Annotated in this window: 16 protein-coding genes and 1 tRNA gene; 3 read left to right on the top strand and 14 right to left on the bottom strand. The window is 61.8% G+C overall.

The features are described from left to right. From tuf to rpsL, 4 genes are all read right to left on the bottom strand, one after another. Positions 1-910, bottom strand: a 910-nt coding sequence (gene tuf / locus NKI39_RS26695) for an elongation factor Tu (RefSeq protein ID WP_352835573.1), incomplete at its 3' end; no start/stop codon positions are given. 67 nt (positions 911-977) lie between these two features. After that, positions 978-3,068, bottom strand: a complete 2,091-nt coding sequence (fusA, locus tag NKI39_RS26690) for an elongation factor G (protein ID WP_023680448.1) — start codon at positions 3,066-3,068, stop codon at positions 978-980. 30 nt (positions 3,069-3,098) lie between these two features. Beyond that, the gene (rpsG, locus tag NKI39_RS26685; RefSeq protein WP_008875664.1) at positions 3,099-3,569 is read right to left on the bottom strand and encodes a 30S ribosomal protein S7; all 471 of its coding nucleotides are present in this window, start codon (positions 3,567-3,569) and stop codon (positions 3,099-3,101) included. 85 nt (positions 3,570-3,654) lie between these two features. Beyond that, complete coding sequence (rpsL, locus tag NKI39_RS26680; RefSeq protein ID WP_006333356.1) at positions 3,655-4,026, bottom strand: 30S ribosomal protein S12; 372 nt, start codon at positions 4,024-4,026, stop codon at positions 3,655-3,657. Positions 4,027-4,488: 462 nt separating this feature from the next. Here rpsL and NKI39_RS26675 point away from each other — a divergent pair, with 462 nt between their 5' ends. Further along, the gene (locus NKI39_RS26675; RefSeq protein WP_023680447.1) at positions 4,489-4,770 is read left to right on the top strand and encodes a transcriptional regulator; all 282 of its coding nucleotides are present in this window, start codon (positions 4,489-4,491) and stop codon (positions 4,768-4,770) included. Positions 4,771-4,893: 123 nt separating this feature from the next. Then, the gene (locus tag NKI39_RS26670; RefSeq protein WP_352835570.1) at positions 4,894-5,823 is read left to right on the top strand and encodes a Gfo/Idh/MocA family protein; all 930 of its coding nucleotides are present in this window, start codon (positions 4,894-4,896) and stop codon (positions 5,821-5,823) included. A gap of 48 nt (positions 5,824-5,871) precedes the next feature. Here NKI39_RS26670 and NKI39_RS26665 read toward each other — a convergent pair whose 3' ends face one another. From NKI39_RS26665 to NKI39_RS26620, 10 genes are all read right to left on the bottom strand, one after another. Next, complete coding sequence (locus NKI39_RS26665; protein WP_352474774.1) at positions 5,872-6,537, bottom strand: O-methyltransferase; 666 nt, start codon at positions 6,535-6,537, stop codon at positions 5,872-5,874. An 84-nt stretch (positions 6,538-6,621) separates the two neighbouring features. Beyond that, positions 6,622-10,818: a DNA-directed RNA polymerase subunit beta' gene (gene rpoC, locus NKI39_RS26660; protein WP_023680444.1), complete on the bottom strand. Its 4,197-nt coding sequence runs from the start codon at positions 10,816-10,818 to the stop codon at positions 6,622-6,624. 131 nt (positions 10,819-10,949) lie between these two features. Next, complete coding sequence (rpoB, locus tag NKI39_RS26655; RefSeq protein WP_352835567.1) at positions 10,950-15,086, bottom strand: DNA-directed RNA polymerase subunit beta; 4,137 nt, start codon at positions 15,084-15,086, stop codon at positions 10,950-10,952. A gap of 283 nt (positions 15,087-15,369) precedes the next feature. Further along, a complete protein-coding gene (gene rplL / locus NKI39_RS26650; protein WP_023680442.1) occupies positions 15,370-15,747 on the bottom strand; it encodes a 50S ribosomal protein L7/L12 in 378 nt (125 codons plus the stop codon). 54 nt (positions 15,748-15,801) lie between these two features. Beyond that, on the bottom strand, positions 15,802-16,320 hold the full coding sequence (gene rplJ, locus NKI39_RS26645; RefSeq protein ID WP_008875657.1) for a 50S ribosomal protein L10: 519 nt from the start codon (positions 16,318-16,320) through the stop codon (positions 15,802-15,804). A 393-nt stretch (positions 16,321-16,713) separates the two neighbouring features. Then, positions 16,714-17,412, bottom strand: a complete 699-nt coding sequence (gene rplA / locus NKI39_RS26640) for a 50S ribosomal protein L1 (RefSeq protein ID WP_023680441.1) — start codon at positions 17,410-17,412, stop codon at positions 16,714-16,716. A gap of 4 nt (positions 17,413-17,416) precedes the next feature. Next, complete coding sequence (gene rplK, locus NKI39_RS26635; RefSeq protein WP_023680440.1) at positions 17,417-17,845, bottom strand: 50S ribosomal protein L11; 429 nt, start codon at positions 17,843-17,845, stop codon at positions 17,417-17,419. Positions 17,846-18,005: 160 nt separating this feature from the next. Continuing rightward, positions 18,006-18,533: a transcription termination/antitermination protein NusG gene (gene nusG / locus NKI39_RS26630; protein WP_006333333.1), complete on the bottom strand. Its 528-nt coding sequence runs from the start codon at positions 18,531-18,533 to the stop codon at positions 18,006-18,008. Between the two features lie 27 nt (positions 18,534-18,560). Next, positions 18,561-18,764, bottom strand: a complete 204-nt coding sequence (gene secE, locus NKI39_RS26625) for a preprotein translocase subunit SecE (RefSeq protein WP_023680439.1) — start codon at positions 18,762-18,764, stop codon at positions 18,561-18,563. A gap of 363 nt (positions 18,765-19,127) precedes the next feature. After that, positions 19,128-19,273, bottom strand: a tRNA-Trp gene (locus NKI39_RS26620). 221 nt (positions 19,274-19,494) lie between these two features. Here NKI39_RS26620 and NKI39_RS26615 point away from each other — a divergent pair. After that, positions 19,495-20,664 (top strand): hypothetical protein, encoded by a 1,170-nt coding sequence (locus NKI39_RS26615; RefSeq protein ID WP_352835564.1) that lies wholly within the window; start codon positions 19,495-19,497, stop codon positions 20,662-20,664. The last annotated feature ends 39 nt before the right edge of the window (positions 20,665-20,703 follow it).

Below are 20,703 nucleotides of genomic sequence, written 5' to 3'. Positions count from 1 at the left end.
CAACGAACTTCTTGTGCGGCTTGACGGTGCCGGGCTTGGCCAGGACCTGGCCGCGCTCGACGCCCTCGCGGTCGACACCGCGCAGCAGCGCGCCGATGTTGTCGCCGGCCTGGCCCTGGTCGAGCAGCTTGCGGAACATCTCGACGCCCGTGCAGGTCGTCTTGGTGGTCGGACGGATGCCGACGATCTCCAGCTCCTCGCCGACCTTGACGACGCCGCGCTCGACGCGGCCGGTCACCACCGTGCCACGGCCCGAGATCGAGAACACGTCCTCGATCGGCATCAGGAACGGCTTGTCGAGCGGACGAACCGGCGTCGGGATGTAGGCATCGACCGCAGCCATCAGTTCGCGGATGGCGTCCTCGCCGATCTTCTTGTCGCTGTCTTCAAGGGCGGCAAGCGCCGAACCCTTGACGATCGGAATGTCGTCGCCGGGGAACTCGTTCTTGGTCAGAAGCTCACGCACCTCGAGCTCGACCAGCTCGAGCAGCTCGGCGTCGTCGACCTGGTCGACCTTGTTCAAGAACACCACGATCGAGGGCACGCCGACCTGGCGGGCCAAAAGGATGTGCTCGCGGGTCTGCGGCATCGGGCCGTCGGCGGCCGACACCACCAGGATCGCGCCGTCCATCTGCGCGGCACCGGTGATCATGTTCTTCACATAGTCGGCGTGGCCGGGGCAGTCGACATGGGCATAGTGGCGGTTGGCGGTCTCGTATTCGACGTGCGCCGTCGAAATGGTGATGCCGCGCGCCTTCTCTTCCGGCGCCGCATCGATCTGGTCGTAGCGCTTGTATTCGCCAAAATACTTGGTGATCGCCGCCGTCAGCGACGTCTTGCCATGGTCGACGTGACCAATCGTGCCAATGTTCACATGAGGCTTAGTGCGCTCGAATTTACCTTTTGCCATGTGATCTCTCCATTCCTGCCAGCCCGTGCGGGCCTTGAATTAAGTTACTGATGCAACTCGTTTCGAGTTACGCGTATTTCTTCTGGACTTCCTGGGCGACCGCGGTCGGGACCGGCTCGTAGTGGTCGAACTGCATCGTGTAGGCCGCGCGGCCCTGGCTCATCGAGCGAAGGTTGTCCACGTATTTGAACATGTTGGCGAGCGGCACCATCGCGTTGATGACCACAGCCACGCCACGGGCTTCCTGGCCCTGGATCTGGCCGCGACGGCCGTTCAGGTCGCCGATAACGCTGCCGACGTAATCTTCCGGCGTCACCACTTCGACCTTCATGATTGGCTCGAGCAACTGCACGCCAAGCTTGGGGGCTGCTTCACGGAAGCAGGCGCGGCCGGCGATTTCGAAGGCCAGAACCGACGAGTCCACGTCGTGGTAGGCGCCATCGATCAGCGTCGCCTTGACGCCGATCATCGGGAAGCCGGCGAACGGGCCCGAGGTCATGACGCTGTTGATGCCCTTTTCGACACCGGGGATGTATTCCTTCGGCACAGCGCCGCCGACGATCTTGGTTTCGAACTCGAATTCGCTGCTTTCCGGATTCGGCTCGAACAGGATCTTGACGCGGGCGAACTGGCCGGTACCGCCGGTCTGCTTCTTGTGCGTGTAGTCCTGCTCGTGCTTGCGGGTGATCGTCTCGCGGTAGGCCACCTGCGGCGCGCCGACATTGGCCTCGACCTTGAACTCGCGGCGCATGCGGTCGACGATGATGTCGAGGTGAAGCTCGCCCATGCCGGAAATGATCGTCTGGCCCGATTCCTCGTCAGTCTTGACGCGGAAGGACGGATCCTCGGCGGCCAGGCGGTGAAGGGCGAGACCCATCTTTTCCTGGTCGTTCTTGGTCTTCGGCTCGATGGCGATCTGGATGACCGGATCGGGGAATTCCATGCGCTCGAGGATGACCGGATGCAGCGGATCACTGAGCGTGTCGCCGGTGGTGGTGTCCTTGAGGCCAGCGAGGGCGACGATGTCGCCGGCAAACGCCTCTTCGACGTCGGCGCGCGAATTCGCATGCATCTGCAGCATGCGGCCGATGCGCTCTTTCTTGCCCTTCACGGTGTTGTCGACCGAGATGCCCTTGGTGAGCTTGCCCGAATAGATGCGGGCAAAGGTGAGCGAACCGACGAACGGGTCGTTCATGATCTTGAAGGCAAGCATCGACAGCGGCTCGTTGTCGTCGGCATGACGCTCGATCTCGGCGTCGGTCTTGGCGTCGACGCCCTTGATGGCCGGGACATCGGCCGGCGACGGCAGATATTCGACGACGGCGTCGAGCAGCGGCTGCACGCCCTTGTTCTTGAAGGCCGAGCCGCAGAACATCGGATAGAACTTCACCGCGATCGTGCCCTTGCGGATGAGCGCACGGATCTCGTCGTTGCTCGGCATCTTGCCTTCGAGGTAATTCTCGAGCGCCGTCTCGTCCATTTCGACGGCGGCCTCGATCATCTTCTCGCGGTATTCTTCGGCACGAGCCTTGAGGTCGGCAGGGATCTCGACGATGTCCCAGGCAGCGCCCAGCGTCTCGTCGCGCCAGACCAGCGCGTTCATCTCGACGAGGTCGACGACACCCTTGAACTCGGTCTCGGCGCCGATCGGCAGCTGCATGACGACGGCATGCGCACCGAGGCGCGATCCGATCATCTCGACCGAGCGGTAGAAGTCGGCGCCGATCTTGTCCATCTTGTTGCAGAAGATCATGCGCGGCACGCGATACTTGTCGGCCTGGCGCCAGACGGTCTCCGTCTGCGGCTCGACACCGGCATTGGCATCGAGCAGCGCAATGGCGCCGTCGAGCACGCGCAGCGAACGCTCGACTTCAATGGTGAAGTCGACGTGGCCGGGGGTGTCGATGATGTTGAAGCGGTGCATCTTGCCGTCGCGACCCTTCCAGAAGGTCGTGGTCGCGGCCGACGTGATGGTGATGCCGCGCTCCTGCTCCTGCTCCATCCAATCCATGGTGGCAGCGCCGTCGTGGACTTCGCCGATCTTGTGCGACTTGCCCGTGTAATAGAGGACGCGCTCGGTGGTCGTCGTCTTGCCGGCGTCGATGTGCGCCATGATACCGAAATTGCGGTAGTCTTCGATTTTATATTCGCGGGCCATGGGAGGTGCCTCTTCAGTCTCGTTCGCGCTTTACCAGCGGTAGTGCGCGAAAGCGCGGTTGGCTTCTGCCATCTTGTGGGTGTCTTCACGCTTCTTGACGGCGGTGCCGCGGTTGTTGGCCGCGTCCATCAGCTCGCCGGAGAGGCGGTCGACCATAGTGGTCTCGTTGCGGTTGCGGGCGGCGGCGATCAACCAGCGGATGGCCAATGCCTGACGGCGCTCGGGGCGCACGTCGACTGGAACCTGGTAGGTGGCGCCGCCGACGCGGCGCGAACGCACTTCCACATGCGGCGCGACATTGTCGAGCGCCTGATGGAAGACGGTGACCGGCTCCTGCTTGGTCTTGGACTGAACCTGGTCGAGCGCGCCGTAGACGATGGTCTCGGCAACCGACTTCTTGCCGTCATACATGACGGCGTTCATGAACTTGGTGACGATCAGATCGCCGAACTTGGGGTCCGGATTGATCTCACGCTTTTCTGCACTGTGACGACGGGACATTTTTTCTCTGCCTCAATTCTACGCGGTGGCCTGGATCCCGGATCGTCGCTTGACGCCGCCCGGAACGACCTCGGCTACGCTTCGGTCACTTCGGACGCTTGGCGCCGTATTTCGAACGGCGCTGCTTGCGGTTCTTCACGCCTTGCGTGTCGAGCACGCCGCGGATGATGTGGTAACGGACGCCCGGAAGATCCTTGACGCGACCGCCGCGGATCATCACCACCGAGTGCTCCTGAAGGTTGTGGCCTTCGCCGGGGATGTAACCGATCACTTCAAAACCATTGGTCAGGCGGATCTTGGCCACCTTGCGCAGCGCCGAGTTCGGCTTCTTCGGCGTCGTGGTGTAGACGCGCGTGCAGACGCCCCGCTTCTGCGGGTTCTGCTGCATGGCCGGGACCTTGTTGCGCTTCACCGGCGCAATGCGCGGCTTGCGGATCAGCTGGTTGACGGTAGGCATTAAACCCTCTTGTCTCTCAATTCCGTATCTCGCCCGGTCAGGGCCGCTCAAAGCGTCACTTCCATACGCAAATTCGGGCCACAAACCGCGCCTCGCGGTCTTGCCCGAACAAATGGCAGAGGAAGCGGAAGCCGCTTCGTGCACGCCGGAAATGTCTTTTCGCTCGTAAAACGAACCCTGTTTGAGGCAAACTCCAAAGCGTGTCGCTTCGGAAGCAAGAGCCTCACATCGGTTCTGACTGGGCGGCTTCTACTCGTATGGCCACTGTCCGTCAACCCCGGGGCGGCAAATATTGCGCTGAACCCGAGGCTTGGCAGCCATGCGAAAAGCGCATGTAATTTTCTTGCGCCGTTTTTCAAGAGGAAGGCAGAAAGTGACCGGCTTGCCGCTGTTTCCAGGCCGTGCTTCGTGCGAAAAGGCGGCATGAACAGCCCAAAACCCCTCGCCCGGAGGTACGAACCCGTGAATGACAATGAGGAGCGCCCGGTCACCATTATTACCGGGCGGGTGTGGAAGCGCAAAGGCGGCAAGCCGGAAGGCGTGCATGTGATGTTGGTCGCGCCGGACGACGATTCGGCGGTGCGCCGCGCTCTCGAATCACTTGCCGCGGAAGGTTATGCCGAGGCAGAGCTCGATCAGATCGGCGACATGGACGGCGTGCCGGACGAGGAGCCGCATCTGTCCGCCTATCAGGGCGCGCTCGAAGGCGAAGTGTCGATCGTGACGTTCGATGTGCCGATCTGAAGAGATCTGAATCGCGGTCGATCTCACGGGCCGGCGACAAAGCCCGGCGACTTGCCCGGCACAAGTTCTCTGCTAAGAAGCGACCTCTGGCAAAACCAAGCACACTCAACCTGCGGAGCTCCCATGTCCTCTAATCCCATCAAGCTCGGCATCGTCGGCGTGGGGAAGATCGTCCGTGACCAGCATCTGCCGGCGCTGGCGAAGGACCAAGATTATCGCCTGGTTGCTGCAGCCAGCCGCCATGGCAAAGTCGAGGACATCCCGAACTTCCCGACGATCGAGGCGATGCTCGACGCAACGCCGGAGCTCGAGGCGGTGTCGCTGTGCATGCCGCCGCAGTTTCGTTACGACGCCGCGCGCTTGGCGCTCACGGCGAGAAAGCATGTTTTCCTGGAAAAGCCGCCCGGCGCCACGGTCAGCGAGGTCGAAGACCTGAAGGCGCTGGCGACAGCGAACGGCGTCTGCCTGTTCGCCAGCTGGCATTCACGCTATGCGCCGGCTGTCGAAGCTGCGCGCGCATTCCTTGGATCGACAACGATCAGGTCGGCCGCCATCAATTGGAAAGAAGACGTGCGCCGCTGGCATCCGAATCAGGAATGGATCTGGGCTCCCGGCGGCTTTGGCGTGTTCGATCCCGGCATCAACGCCCTGTCGATCGCTACCCACATCCTGCCGCCGATGTTCATCAGCTCGGCAGAACTCGATTTCCCCGAAAACCGCGCGGCCCCCATCGCCGCCCATATCGCCTTCCGCACGTCGAACGGTCTGCCGGTGACGATGGAACTCGATTGGCGTCAGACCGGCCCGCAAAGCTGGGACATCCTGGCCGATACCGAGGCAGGATCGATGGTGCTTTCTGGCGGCGGCTCAAAGCTTGCCATCGATGGCCGCGTCGTTCACGAGGAGCCGGAAGCCGAATATCCGATGCTCTACAAGCGCTTCGCCGAGATCGTGCGCGCCGGCACCTCCGACGTCGATCTCGCGCCCCTGCAGCACGTCGCCGACGCCTTCATGCTCGGCAAGCGCAATGTGGTGGAGGCGTTTTTCGATTGATCAGTGGGCGCCGCCGGATCGCAGGTCCGGCCGGCGCACCGCACAAATTCAATTAACGATCGCTATTGCAAAGCCGTCATAGCCCTTGGCGCCAACAGTCTGGATCGCGGTGCCTTCCAGACGTTTGTCGCTGCCGATGAACGAGAACGCCGCGCGTGCCCCTTCGACATTGGCATCGCGACCATCTTCATTCACCACCGCGCCGTCACGGATGACATTGTCGCAGACGATGACGGTCCCCGGCCTCGAAAGACGCATGGCCCAGGACAGATAGTGCGGGTTGTTCGGCTTGTCGGCGTCGATGAAGATGAAGTCGAACGGCCCGGCATTCTCGGCGCCTAAGGCCGCAAGCGATTGAAGCGCCGGTCCGACCCGCAGTTCCACACGGTCAGACACCCCTGCCCGTTCAAAGTTCGACCGCGCGACACTGGCGTGGTGCGGATCAAGCTCGAGCGTCACGACCTTGCCGTCCATCGGCAATGCTCGCGCCATCCAGATTGTCGAATAACCGCCCAATGTGCCGATTTCGAGTACCTTCCTCGCTCCCTGCATTCGCGCAAGAAGTGAGAGCAGCTTGCCTTGTGCCGGGGAAACGTCGATAGGCGGCAGGCCCTGATCATGGTTGGCCGCCAGAACGGCATCAAGAGCGGGATCCGCCTCGAAAAGAGCTTCGACAATGTAGTCGTCGACAGAAGCCCAAATCTTCCTGCTCATCGTTTCTTCTCCCATCCGAATGAGGAACCAAAATGCGAAAAGGGGCCACTTAGGCCCCTTTTCTATCTTCTCTTGCTTGCGCGCTTACTGCGCGGCGTTAACCATGTCGGTCAGCATCGGCTCGGCGACCTCGACGCCGGACGCCTTGCGGCGCTCGTCGATGATCAACTCGTCGCGCGAGGTGGCGATGCGCCGGATCTGGCTCATCGTACCGCCGGTACCGGCCGGGATCAGCCGGCCGACGATGACGTTTTCCTTCAGCCCCTGCAGCATGTCGGTCTTGCCGGCAACCGCAGCTTCGGTCAGCACCCTCGTCGTCTCCTGGAAGGAAGCGGCGGAGATGAAGGACGGCGTCTGCAGCGAGGCCTTGGTGATGCCGAGCAGCACCGGCTGACCTTCGGCCGGCTTCTTGCCTTCCTCGACCAGGCGCTCATTGACCTCTTCCAACTCGATCACGTCGACGTGGTCGCCCGGAATGTAGGTCGAATCGCCCTGCGTGGTGATCTCGACCTTCTGCAGCATCTGGCGAACGATCACCTCGATGTGCTTGTCGTTGATCGACACGCCCTGCAGTCGGTAGACCTCCTGGATTTCGTTGACGAGGTAGGAGGCAAGCGCCTCCACGCCCTTGATCGCCAGGATGTCGTGCGGCGCCGGATTGCCGTCGAGGATGTAGTCGCCCTTCTCGATGACGTCGCCGTCCTGGAGATGGAACGGCTTGCCCTTCGGGATCAGGTATTCGACTGGCTCAAGCGTCGAGTCATGCGGCTCGATGATGATGCGGCGCTTGTTCTTGTAGTCGCGGCCGAAGCGGATCGTGCCATCGATCTCGGCGATGATGGCGTGGTCCTTCGGACGGCGTGCCTCGAACAGTTCGGCAACACGCGGCAGACCGCCGGTGATGTCCTTGGTCTTGGCGCTTTCCATCGGGATACGCGCCAGCACGTCGCCGGGACGAACCTGTGCGCCCGGCTCGACCGAAAGAATGGCCTCGACCGAGAGCAGGAAGCGGGCGTCGCCGCCTTTCGACAGCTTGCCGACCTTGCCCTTGGCATCCTGGACGACGATCGCCGGCTTGAGGTCGTTGCCGCGTGGCGTCGAACGCCAGTCGATGACCTCGCGCTTGGTGATGCCGGTCGATTCGTCGGCGGTTTCCTGAACGGAAATGCCATCGACCAGATCCTCGAATGCCACCCTGCCCTCGATTTCGGTGAGGATCGGGCGGGTATAAGGATCCCACTCGGCGATGCGCTGGCCGCGTTTCACCTTGTCGCCATCGTCGACGAAGATGCGCGAACCATAGGTAACGCGGTGCGTGGCGCGTTCCTTGCCGGCTTCGTCGAGGATCAGCACCGCCATGTTGCGGCCCATGACCATCAGCTGGCCGTCGGAGTTGCGCACCACGTTGCGGTTGCGGATCTCGACCTTGCCCTCATAGGAGGCTTCAAGGAACGAGGAATCCACCACCTGCGCCGTGCCGCCCATGTGGAAGGTACGCATGGTGAGCTGGGTGCCCGGCTCGCCGATCGACTGCGCCGCGATGACGCCGACAGCCTCGCCCTGGTTGACGGGCGTGCCGCGGGCCAGATCGCGTCCGTAGCAGACCGCGCAGACGCCGACCCTGACCTCGCAGGTCAGCGCCGAACGGATGCGAACCGACTGCACGCCGGCCTTTTCGATCAGTTCCACGTCACGCTCGTCCATCAGCGTTCCGGCCTTGACCAGAACCTCGCCGGTGACCGGATGGGTGATGTCGTCGAGCGAGGTGCGGCCGAGAACGCGCTGGCCAACCGAAGCGACGACCTGACCAGCATCGACGATCGGCTGCATGGTGAGGCCCTTGTCGGTGCCGCAGTCGAGAGAGTTGACGATGCAGTCCTGCGCCACGTCGACGAGACGACGCGTCAGGTAACCCGAGTTCGCCGTCTTCAAGGCGGTGTCGGCCAGACCCTTGCGGGCGCCGTGGGTCGAGTTGAAATACTCGAGCACGGTGAGGCCTTCCTTGAAGTTCGAGATGATCGGCGTCTCGATGATTTCACCGCTGGGCTTGGCCATCAGGCCGCGCATGCCGGCGAGCTGGCGCATCTGGGTGGGCGAGCCGCGCGCACCGGAGTGCGACATCATGTAGATCGAGTTCATCGGCTTCTGACGGCCGTTGTCCTCGAACTCGACCGCCTTGATGCGGGCCATCATTTCGTCGGCGACCTTTTCCGAGCACTTGGCCCAGGCGTCGACGACCTTGTTGTACTTCTCGCCCTGGGTGATCAGGCCGTCATTGTACTGCTGCTCGTATTCCTTGGCCAAAGCCTCGGTGTCGGACACCAGCTTGATCTTGGCGTCCGGGATCAGCATGTCGTCCTTGCCGAACGAAATGCCGGCACGGCAGGCGTGGCTGAAGCCGAGAGCCATGATGCGATCGCAGAAAATGACCGTCTCCTTCTGACCGCAATGGCGGTAGACGGTGTCGATCATCTTGGAGATGTTCTTCTTGGTCATCTCCTGGTTGGCGGTCTCGTAGGGCACGTTGTGGTTCTTCGGCAGCAGCTCGCCGATGATCATGCGGCCAGGCGTGGTGTCGTAGATCTTCGACACGACCTTGCCGTCGGCGTCGACCGTGCGGAAGCGCCCCTTGATCTTGGCATGCAGCGTGACTGCCTTGGTCTCGAGCGCGTGCTGGAGTTCGCCCATGTCGGCAAACACCATGCCCTCGCCCGGCTCGTTCTGATTGACGATCGAGAGATAGTAGAGACCGAGAACCATGTCCTGCGACGGCACGATGATCGGCGCACCGGAAGCCGGGTGCAGGATGTTGTTGGTCGACATCATCAGCACGCGGGCTTCGAGCTGCGCTTCCAGCGACAGCGGCACGTGGACCGCCATCTGGTCGCCGTCGAAATCGGCGTTGAAGGCCGTGCAGACCAGCGGGTGAAGCTGGATCGCCTTGCCTTCGATCAGGATCGGCTCGAACGCCTGGATACCGAGGCGGTGCAGCGTCGGTGCGCGGTTCAGCAGCACCGGATGCTCGCGGATGACCTCGTCGAGGATATCCCAGACCTCCGGACGCTCCTTCTCGACCAGCTTCTTCGCCTGCTTGACGGTCGAGGAGTAGCCCTTGGCGTCGAGACGGGCGTAGATGAAGGGCTTGAACAGTTCGAGCGCCATCTTCTTCGGCAGGCCGCACTGGTGGAGCTTGAGCTCCGGACCGGTAACGATGACCGAGCGGCCGGAATAGTCGACGCGCTTGCCGAGCAGGTTCTGGCGGAAGCGGCCCTGCTTGCCCTTCAGCATGTCGGACAGCGACTTCAGCGGACGCTTGTTGGCGCCGGTGATGACGCGGCCGCGGCGGCCGTTGTCGAACAGCGCATCGACGGCTTCCTGCAGCATGCGCTTTTCATTGCGCACGATGATGCCGGGCGCGCGCAGCTCGATCAGCCGCTTCAAGCGGTTGTTGCGGTTGATGACGCGGCGATAGAGGTCGTTCAGATCCGACGTGGCGAAACGGCCGCCGTCCAGCGGGACAAGCGGGCGCAGATCCGGCGGAATCACCGGAACCACCTTCATGATCATCCATTCCGGACGGTTGCCAGACTCCATGAAGTTCTCGACGACCTTGAGCCGCTTCAGGTACTTCTTCTGCTTGAGCTCGGAGGTGGTTGAAGCCAGCTCAGAACGCAGGTCGCCGGCGATCTTCTCGAGGTCCATGCCGGCCAGAAGGTCGTGGATCGCCTCGGCGCCGATCATGGCGGTGAACGAATCCTCGCCATACTCGTCGACGGCCATCATGTACTCTTCCTCGCTGAGCAGCTGGTGCTCCTTCAGCGCGGTGAGGCCGGGTTCGGTAACGATGTAGTTCTCGAAGTAGAGGACCCGCTCGATGTCCTTCAGCGTCATGTCGAGCAGCGTGCCGATGCGCGACGGCAGCGACTTCAGGAACCAGATGTGGGCGACCGGTGCCGCCAGCTCGATATGGCCCATGCGCTCGCGGCGGACGCGCGACAGCGTGACTTCGACGCCGCACTTCTCGCAGATGACGCCCTTGTATTTCATGCGCTTGTACTTGCCGCACAGGCACTCATAGTCCTTGATCGGGCCAAAAATGCGCGCGCAGAACAGGCCGTCACGCTCCGGCTTGAAGGTGCGGTAGTTGATGGTCTCCGGCTTCTTGATCTCGCCGAACGACCAGGACAGAATCTTCTCAGGGCTGGCAAGCGAGATCCGGATGGAATCGAACACCTGCGCAGGCGCCTGGGGATTGAAGAGATTCATGACCTCTTGGTTCATGCCGTTCTCCTTTTCGGGGTCCTCGAAAACCCCTTGCATCTAGCGCGGGCCAAACGCCCGCCGACTTGATCGGCCATCGGCCGAGAATTTGGTGCGTCCGGTCGCGGGAAGACCGCGGCCGGACGTCTTGCTTACTCGGCCGCGTCGGGCAGCCGGATCGGGTTGTCGTCGAGCTTGGTGTTCTCCAACTCGACATTGAGGCCGAGAGACCGCATTTCCTTGACGAGAACGTTGAAGCTCTCGGGAATGCCGGCCTCGAAGGTGTCGTCGCCTCTGACGATCGCCTCGTAGACCTTGGTGCGTCCGGCGACGTCATCCGACTTCACCGTCAGCATCTCCTGCAGCGTGTAGGCGGCGCCGTACGCTTCGAGCGCCCAGACCTCCATCTCGCCGAAGCGCTGGCCACCGAACTGCGCCTTGCCGCCCAGCGGCTGCTGGGTAACGAGCGAGTACGGACCGATCGAACGCGCGTGGATCTTGTCGTCCACAAGGTGGTGAAGCTTGAGCATATATATGTAACCCATCGTCACTTTGCGATCGAACGGCTCGCCGGTGCGTCCGTCATAGAGCTGCGACTGACCGCTGGTGTGCAGGCCCGCCTGCTCCAGCATGATGTTGATGTCGGCCTCGTGCGCGCCGTCGAACACCGGTGTCGCGATGGAGACGCCGCGGCGCATCTGCTCGCTGAGGCGAACGATGCTCTCGTCATCATATTCGCGGACCGGCTCGTTGCGGTCGTTGGCCGGCATGAAGCTCTCGAGCGTCTTGCGCAGCGGCTTGATGTCGCCCGCTGTCTTGTACGCATCGATCAGATCGCCGATCTTCCTGCCCATTCCGGCGCAGGCCCAGCCCAGGTGCGTTTCCAGAATCTGGCCGACATTCATGCGCGACGGCACACCCAGCGGGTTGAGCACAATGTCGGCATGCGTGCCGTCCTCGAGGAAAGGCATGTCCTCGACCGGAACGATCCGCGACACGACACCCTTGTTGCCGTGCCGGCCGGCCATCTTGTCGCCGGGCTGCATCTTGCGCTTCACGGCCACGAAGACCTTGACCATCTTCATGACGCCCGGAGGCATCTCGTCGCCGCGCTGCACCTTCTCGACCTTGTCCATGAAGCGCTGCTCGAGCGCCTTCTTGGAATCGTCGTACTGGCCACGCAGGGCTTCCAGTTCGCTCTGGAGCTTTTCGTTCTCCACGGCAAACTGCCACCACTGCGAACGGGGATACTCGTCGAGCGTGTCCTTCGACAGCTTCGAGCCCTTCTTGAAGCCCTTCGGCCCGGCAATCGCCTCCTTGCCGACGAGAACGTCGGAAAGGCGCGAATAGACGTTGCGGTCGAGGATCGCCTGCTCGTCGTCGCGGTCCTTGGCGAGGCGTTCGATCTCCTCGCGCTCGATGGCCATGGCGCGCTCGTCCTTCTCGACGCCGTGGCGGTTGAAGACACGCACTTCGACGACGGTGCCGAAGGTTCCCGGAGGCATGCGCATCGAGGTGTCGCGCACGTCCGAGGCCTTTTCACCGAAGATGGCGCGCAGCAGCTTTTCTTCCGGCGTCATCGGGCTTTCGCCCTTCGGCGTGATCTTGCCGACCAGGATGTCGCCCGGCTGCACTTCCGCACCGATGTAGACGATGCCGGCCTCATCGAGGTTCTTCAGCGCTTCTTCCGAGACGTTGGGAATGTCGCGCGTGATCTCCTCCGGCCCGAGCTTGGTGTCGCGGGCCATGACTTCGAACTCCTCGATGTGGATCGAGGTGAAGACGTCGTCGGCGACGATGCGCTCGGACAGGAGGATGGAATCCTCGTAGTTGTAGCCGTTCCACGGCATGAACGCGACCAGCACGTTACGGCCGAGGGCCAGATCGCCGAGCTCGGTCGACGGGCCGTCGGCGATGATGTCGCCCTTGTTGACCCGGTCGCCCATGCGCACCAGCGGACGCTGGTTGATGCAGGTGTTCTGGTTCGAACGCTGGAATTTCATTAGCCGGTAGATGTCGACGCCGGACTTGCCGGGATCGAGATCTTCCGTGGCGCGGATGACGATACGCGTCGCGTCCACCTGGTCGACGATGCCGCCGCGGCGGGCGCCGATGGCGGCGCCCGAGTCACGGGCGACGATCGGCTCCATGCCGGTGCCGACGAACGGCGCTTCGGCGCGCACCAGCGGCACGGCCTGACGCTGCATGTTCGAGCCCATCAGCGCACGGTTGGCGTCATCGTTCTCGAGGAACGGGATCAGGGCCGCGGCCACCGACACCATCTGCTTCGGCGACACGTCCATCAGATCGACGTTTTCGCGCGGCGCCATCATCACTTCGCCGGCGTTGCGGCAAATGACGAATTCGTCGACGAAATGACCATTCTTGTCGAGCTCGGCATTGGCCTGCGCGACGTGGTGCTTGGCCTCTTCCATAGCCGAGAGGTAAACGACCTCATTGGTCAGCTTGCCGTTGACGATCTTGCGGTACGGGCTCTCGATGAAGCCGTATTTGTTGACTCGCGCGAAGGTCGCAAGCGAGTTGATCAGGCCGATGTTCGGGCCTTCCGGCGTCTCGATCGGGCAGATGCGGCCGTAATGCGTCGGGTGCACGTCGCGCACTTCGAAACCGGCACGCTCGCGGGTCAGACCGCCCGGTCCAAGCGCCGAAAGACGGCGCTTGTGGGTGATCTCCGAAAGCGGGTTGGTCTGATCCATGAACTGCGACAGCTGCGAGGAACCGAAGAACTCGCGCACGGCGGCAGCCGCCGGCTTGGCGTTGATCAGGTCCTGCGGCATCACCGTGTCGATCTCGATCGAGGACATGCGTTCCTTGATCGCGCGCTCCATGCGCAGCAGGCCGACGCGGTACTGGTTCTCCATCAGCTCGCCGACCGAACGCACGCGGCGGTTGCCGAGATTGTCGATGTCGTCAATCTCGCCCTTGCCGTCGCGCAGTTCGACGAGCGTCTTGACCACGGCCAGGATGTCGTCCTTGCGCAGCACGCGCACGGTATCCTCGGCCTTGAGCTCGAGGCGCATGTTCATCTTGACGCGGCCAACGGCCGACAGATCATAGCGCTCGCTGTCGAAGAACAGCGAGTTGAACATGGCCTCAGCGGTTTCCAGCGTCGGCGGCTCGCCGGGGCGCATGACGCGGTAGATGTCGAACAGCGCGTCCTGGCGGCTCTCGTTCTTGTCGACGTTGAGCGTGTTGCGGATGTAGGCGCCGACGTTGACGTGGTCGATGTCGAGGACCTTGATCTCATCGTCACCGGTGCCAAGCAGCACTTTCAGCGTCTTTTCGTCGATCTCGTCACCGGCTTCGAGGAAGATCTCGCCGGTCGCGTAGTTGACAATATCCTCGGCAAGGTAGTTGCCGAGCAGATCCTCGTCGGTCGCCTTGATCGCCTTGAGACCCTTTTCGCCAAGCGCCCTGGCCTGGCGGGCGGTGATCTTCTTGCCGGCCTCGACGACGACTTCGCCGGTGTCGGCGTCGACCAGGTCACCAACGGCCTTGAGGCCGCGGAAACGGTCGACGTTGAACGGGATGCGCCAATGGTCGCCGGCGCGCTTGTAGGTGATCTTGTTGTAGAAGGTCGACAGGATCTCTTCGCCGTCCATGCCGAGCGCCATCAGCAGCGACGTCACCGGGATCTTGCGGCGGCGATCGATGCGGGCATGCACGACGTCCTTGCTATCGAACTCGATGTCGAGCCACGAACCGCGATAGGGAATGACGCGCGCGGCAAACAGGAGCTTGCCGGACGAGTGCGACTTGCCCTTGTCATGGTCGAAGAAGACGCCTGGCGAACGGTGCATCTGCGAGACGATGACGCGCTCGGTGCCGTTGACGATGAAGGTGCCGTTCAAGGTCATGAGCGGCATGTCGCCCATGTAGACGTCCTGCTCCTTGATGTCCTTGATCGACTTGGCGCCGGTATCCTCGTCGATATCGAACACGATGAGGCGCAGCGTCACCTTGAGCGGCGCCGCATAGGTCAGATCGCGCTGACGGCATTCGTCAACGTCGAATTTCGGTCCCTCGAACTCATACTTCACGAATTCCAGCATCGAGGAGCCGGAAAAATCGGAAATCGGGAAGACCGACTTGAAAACTGCCTGCAGTCCCTCGTCAGGACGCCCACCCTTGGGCTCCTCCACCATCAGGAACTGGTCATAGGATGCCTTCTGAACCTCGATCAGGTTCGGCATCTCCGCAACTTCCGGGATCTTTCCGAAAAACTTGCGTACGCGTCTGCGGCCATTGAAAGTCTGGGTTTGGGCCATCGTCGCTCCTTAGCTCAATTCTCGGGACGAGCCTCGCCGCGGCTCGCCTTGCATCTCGGGCCACCTTGGCGGCCCTGTCTTGTTGCCCGCCGCCTGTCGGCGGCTTCTTGTCTTTTCACCCGCCGCCAATTGGCGGCGGGCCAGAAACGGGAGAAAACCCGTTTCCTGAAGGCCGGTTTGCGGCCCTCAGGAAAGAGGTTTTCGCACTCTTCGCGTTACGCAGCCTCCCTTCGACGCGAAAGGAGTGGCGGCCGGCGCGACGCCGGCCGCCGGTACTCAACGCTTACTTCAGTTCGACCTTGGCGCCGGCTGCTTCCAGCTGGGCCTTGAACTTGTCCGCGTCGGCCTTGGAAACGGCTTCCTTGACCGGCTTCGGAGCCGCCTCGACCAGGTCCTTGGCTTCCTTGAGGCCAAGACCGGTGATGGCGCGAACTTCCTTGATGACGTTGATCTTCTGAGCGCCTGCCTCGGTGAGGACGACGTCGAATTCCGTCTTTTCCTCGACCGGAGCAGCAGCGGCCGCAGCGCCGCCGGCAGCGGCAACCGCCACCGGAGCAGCGGCGGAAACGCCCCACTTTTCTTCAAGAAGCTTCGACAGCTCGGCCGCCTCGAGGACGGTCAGCTTCGAAAGGTCGTCTACGATCTTTGCCAGATCAGCCATTGCAATGTTCCTTCATAAGGTTCGAACGTGTGTTTGTGATAGCGAGGAACGGCCTCATGCCGCCTCGTCCTTCCGGGCGTAAGCGCCGATGACGCGCGCGACCGAAGCCGCAGGCGCATTGACGATCTGGGCGATCCGGGTTGCCGGCGTGGCGATCATGCCAACCAGCCTGGCGCGCAGCTCATCGAGCGACGGAAGTGTGGCGAGTGCCTTTACACCGTCGGCATTGAGCGAGGTGGTGCCCATTGCGCCGCCGAGAATGACGAGCTTGTCATTTCCCTTGGCGAAATCGGACGCGACCTTCGGCGCCGCAATCGGATCCTCCGAATAGGCGATCAGCGTCTGTCCCTTGAACAGCTCGATGATCGATGCGGAGTCCGTGCCCTGAAGAGCGATTTTGGCGAGACGGTTCTTCGCGACTTTGACGGTGCCACCGGCGGCGCGCATTTTCGACCGAAGGTCGTTCATTTGCGCGACGGTGATACCGGCGTAGTGGGCCACGACGACTGAACCAGCGCTTGAAAACGCATCATTCAGGCCCGTGACGAGTTCGCGTTTTTCCGCTCTGTCCACTGCCTATCTCCAGTTGACCCCTGCCCTCTACGGAGGACAGGCGTCGGGTTGCCTTTTGCCGGCCGGGCCATCCAGTAACGGATCTCCCGAACGACGCTCGAGGATCCTGCCCCCTTTCGCCACACCTGCCGGGAAGCCGGACGGTGCGCAGACAAAAGGCAAACACGGTTCGAACCTTTCATTGGAGCTTGTGGCTCCTTTGTCCGGTCTTCACCCGTCTCATGCAGGCCCACATGAATTAAGGCCCACATCACCTAAGGTTTGGGGGCCGCCTGCAATCTCGGACAGGATGTCCGGAAGCCTTTCGACTTCCGGTACCGGGCCGCCGACAGGTCGGAGGCCCGGAATTCTTTCACGGATCAGCGTTTTAGCGGCCGATCCAATTGTTTCGTATCAGGACGCAGCGAGCGTCGAGACGTCGAGCTTGAGGCCCGGGCCCATCGTCGAGGTGACCGACACCTTCTTGACGTAGTTGCCCTTGGCACCAGCCGGCTTTGCCCTGGTCACCGCGTCAGCGAAGGCGCGGACGTTTTCTTCCAGCGCCTTGACGTCGAACGAGACCTTGCCGACGCCGGCGTGAACGATGCCGGCCTTCTCGACGCGGAACTCGACGGCGCCGCCCTTCGATGCCTTGACGGCGGCGGTAACGTCGGTGGTGACGGTGCCGACCTTCGGGTTCGGCATCATGCCGCGCGGACCGAGCACCTTGCCGAGACGGCCGACCAGCGGCATCATGTCCGGCGTGGCGATGCAGCGGTCGAAGTCGATCGTGCCCTTCTGGACGATGTCGACCAGATCCTCTGCTCCGACGATGTCGGCGCCGGCGGCCTTGGCCTCCTCGGCCTTGTCGCCACGCGCGAAGACGGCGACGCGAACGCTGCGGCCGGTGCCGTTCGGCAGGTTGACCACGCCGCGGACCATCTGGTCGGCATGGCGCGGGTCGACGCCGAGGTTCATCGCGACTTCGATCGTCTCGTCGAACTTCACCGAGGAGCGATCCTTGAGCAGCTTCAGCGCCTCACCCAAAGCGTAAGCCTTGTTGGGATCGATGCCTTCGCGGGTCTTCGATACACGCTTTGCAATCTTTGCCATGATCTCAGCCCACCACTTCCAGACCCATCGAGCGGGCGGAGCCCTCGACCATGCGCATGGCCGCCTCGACGTCGTTTGCGTTAAGATCCTTCATCTTCTGCTCGGCGATGGCGCGCACCTTGTCGCGGCCGATCGTGCCGGCCTTGACCTTGCCCGGCTCCTTCGAGCCCGACTTCAGGTTGGCAGCCTTCTTCAGGAAGTAGCTCACCGGCGGCGTCTTCATGACGAAGGTGAACGACTTGTCCTGGTAGTAGGTGATGACGACCGGAACCGGCGAGCCCTTTTCCATTTCCTGGGTCTGCGCGTTGAACGCCTTGCAGAACTCCATGATGTTGATGCCACGCTGACCAAGCGCCGGGCCGATCGGGGGCGACGGCGTGGCCGATCCCGCGGAAACCTGGAGCTTGAGCTGGCCTGCAATTTTCTTAGCCATCTCTCTTCCTGCCTTTTCTCATGCCGGTCTTGCCGGCGGTTGCAGTCTGGTGGTGCGGTCCGCGCAGCCGGCTAAAGCCGCATTCGCCTCCCACCCGTTTTTGGCCGCGCGATCTCCGCGCCGCCTTCCCTGCCGCCGAAACCGGTGCAGGGATTTCGGATCAGCCCTTCTCGACCTGTCCGAATTCCAGATCGACCGGCACAGCGCGCCCGAAGATCGAAACTTCCACCTTGAGCCGCGCCCGCTCCTCGTCCACTTCCTGGACGAAACCGTTGAAGGACGCGAATGGTCCATCCGAAACGCGGATCGCTTCGCCGATCTCGAACGTCACCGACGGCTTCGGCCGCTCGACGCCCTCCTGAACCTGGTTCAGGATACGCTGGGCCTCGGCTTCGGTGATCGGCACCGGCTTGGAGTCGCCCAAGAAACCGGTGACCTTCGGCGTGTTCTTGACGAGCGAGAACACGGCGTCGGTCAGATTGGCTTTCAGCAGCACATAGCCCGGAAAGAACTTGCGCTCGGCATCGACCTTGCGGCCGCGGCGGATCTCGACGACCTTCTCGGTCGGCACCACGATCTGCTCGATGTCGGCGGACAGGCCCTTCTGCTTGGCCTTGTTCTCGATGTCCTCGGCGACCTTCTTTTCAAAGTTCGAGTAGGCGTGGACGATGTACCACCGCGCGGTCATTTCAAGACTTCTCCGTAATCGCCGGACTTACTGTCCGAGGCCGAGGATTTTTTCGACCGCAAAGCCCATGGCCACGTCTGCGGTAAAGAAAAAGATCATCGCGATGACCGCGAACACAAGAACCATCACCGTCGAGATCATCGTTTCGCGCCGCGACGGCCAAGTGACCTTGGCGGTCTCCGCGCGAACCTGCTGGAGAAAGGTGAAGGGATTTGTGGTTTTCGAAGCCATATGCCGCTCTGTCTGCAAGACCCGTTGGCCGGGCCTCCTGGATGATCCCGCTGGCCGGGACGTGCCGCTTGAGCGTGCGTTCGCGCCGAATCAGCGCAATCATTTCGCCCATGCAAATCAGACGCGTAAAGCCGGCTTCCCAGCTCCACGCGTCGCGTGTCTGTCTCGTCTACATAAAACCGATTCTTGATCCACGCAAGTGGCAAGTGTCCGCTTTATGGCCAAACGCCGCCTCGGAACCATCCAGTCGTCCCGTCCCGGCTATGCGGCCCTTATGCCGCAACTTGTGCCATATGGCAAGTCACAAGCCGATTTTCAAAGGCCGCACTGCAAAAGAATCGTTTTAGGTATCCATTCAAAGAATGGCACGGGCAGCAGGGCTCGAACCTACGACCTGCGGTTTTGGAGACCGAATAGCTTTAGCGCATCTCGTTGCTTACAAAGGGCTTATAGCCGATTTTACAAATGATGTGCAAGGATTTGTGTAAGACAAATTCGCTTTGACCCGTGTACCCTTTCCCGCGTCTACTCGGCTAACCTGCTCTTGACGGCGCGCTTTGTGCGCTCCACGACATTGGCGGCGTTTACCTCCTTCGGCGCAAACTTTGGCTCGCGTGGTGACAGAGACGTAGCGACGCGAAGCCAAGACGCAAGGCCCATTCCGGCATGTCGGCTCCCGTGGTTCGGGATGGCGGGGTGCGGACTGTTTGTACCCATTCTCGGAGCTATTGTGACCAATCACGTCCATTTCGAACAGGCGCCACCCAAAAGCTGGGATCAGTTCGAAGAGTTGTGCGCCGACACGTTTCAGGAGGAGTGGCAGGACGCGGCGCTCGTCCGTCATGGTCGTGCCGGACAGGCGCAGCATGGGGTCGACATTGTTGGACAGGCTGGGGCGATTTGGCCGATTGGTATCCAGTGCAAGAGGAAGTCGACCTGGCCGGTCACCGTTGTTACGAAGAAGGAATTGGACGGCGAAGTTGCGAAAGCTAAGGCGTTCAAGCCAGCGCTCAAAGCTTTTTATCTTGTTTCGACCGCTCCCGATGACCAACCGCTTCAGGAACACGCGCGCACCATCACCGAACGTCATCAGAAGCAGGGTTTGTTCGCCGTCGTAGTACTGGGATGGCCAGAGGTGGTGCGTCGGGCTACGCGCCATCAGCACGTCGCCGCAAAGCATTTCGGATCCTATTCGACCGGACCTGCGTCACCATTGCTGGCGACTTGGCGCGCCTCCGCAGCTAAACTGCACTTGGACGATCGGGAACTGGGCATATCAATCCGGGAGCTGATTCATGACCTCATCGACTTCCCGGCAGGACGCATCGTCGTGCGTCAACAGGAATCGGACGAGGTGCTCTTCCAAATCAAGACGCTCCAAGCCACAACCTCGCGGTCACTGAAGGCACGCGAGGCAGTTCTCCAACTGAGAGACAAGCTCAAGGTTCTTCGCGATCGGGAAGTCGCTGTGGCAGCCGGGTTAAGGATGCTCCTTGGCCACAAGACCCTTCGCGATTATGTGCGTGTCGTCTGGGAAGAACACGCGCCCCTGCTGGTCCGCTCCTTCGTTGAACAGGGACTCGATCCGCATTTTGACGTGGTAACCGGCTTGGAAAAAATACGCCTGTATCCCCCCGGCTTAAGCGCTGATCAATCGATCGCCGTGTTCATGCCTGATGCCGACGTCGGGTCAATTTGGCGTCATCAAGCACACCTGAGGAAACAGTACCCCAACGTAGCAACCGACAATGTCGATGAGATGCCCAAGCCTATTAAATTCCGACACGCGATCCCAGCGGTTATTCGGGCCGTTATGTCGAAATTGGAGGAAGGCGTTCGCTTAGAATATCTTGAACGAGATCAATGGCTCGATATGTATGCTTGGCGAATCACGACCTGATCTGGACGCCGGACCAGATGCCCCTTGCGGGCCTACGTT

It is taken from the genome of Mesorhizobium sp. M0664, from assembly GCF_040320565.1.
Lineage (GTDB): Bacteria > Pseudomonadota > Alphaproteobacteria > Rhizobiales > Rhizobiaceae > Mesorhizobium.
Note: the sequence above shows the minus strand (reverse complement) of the source record. Positions and strands in the feature narration are given on the sequence as shown.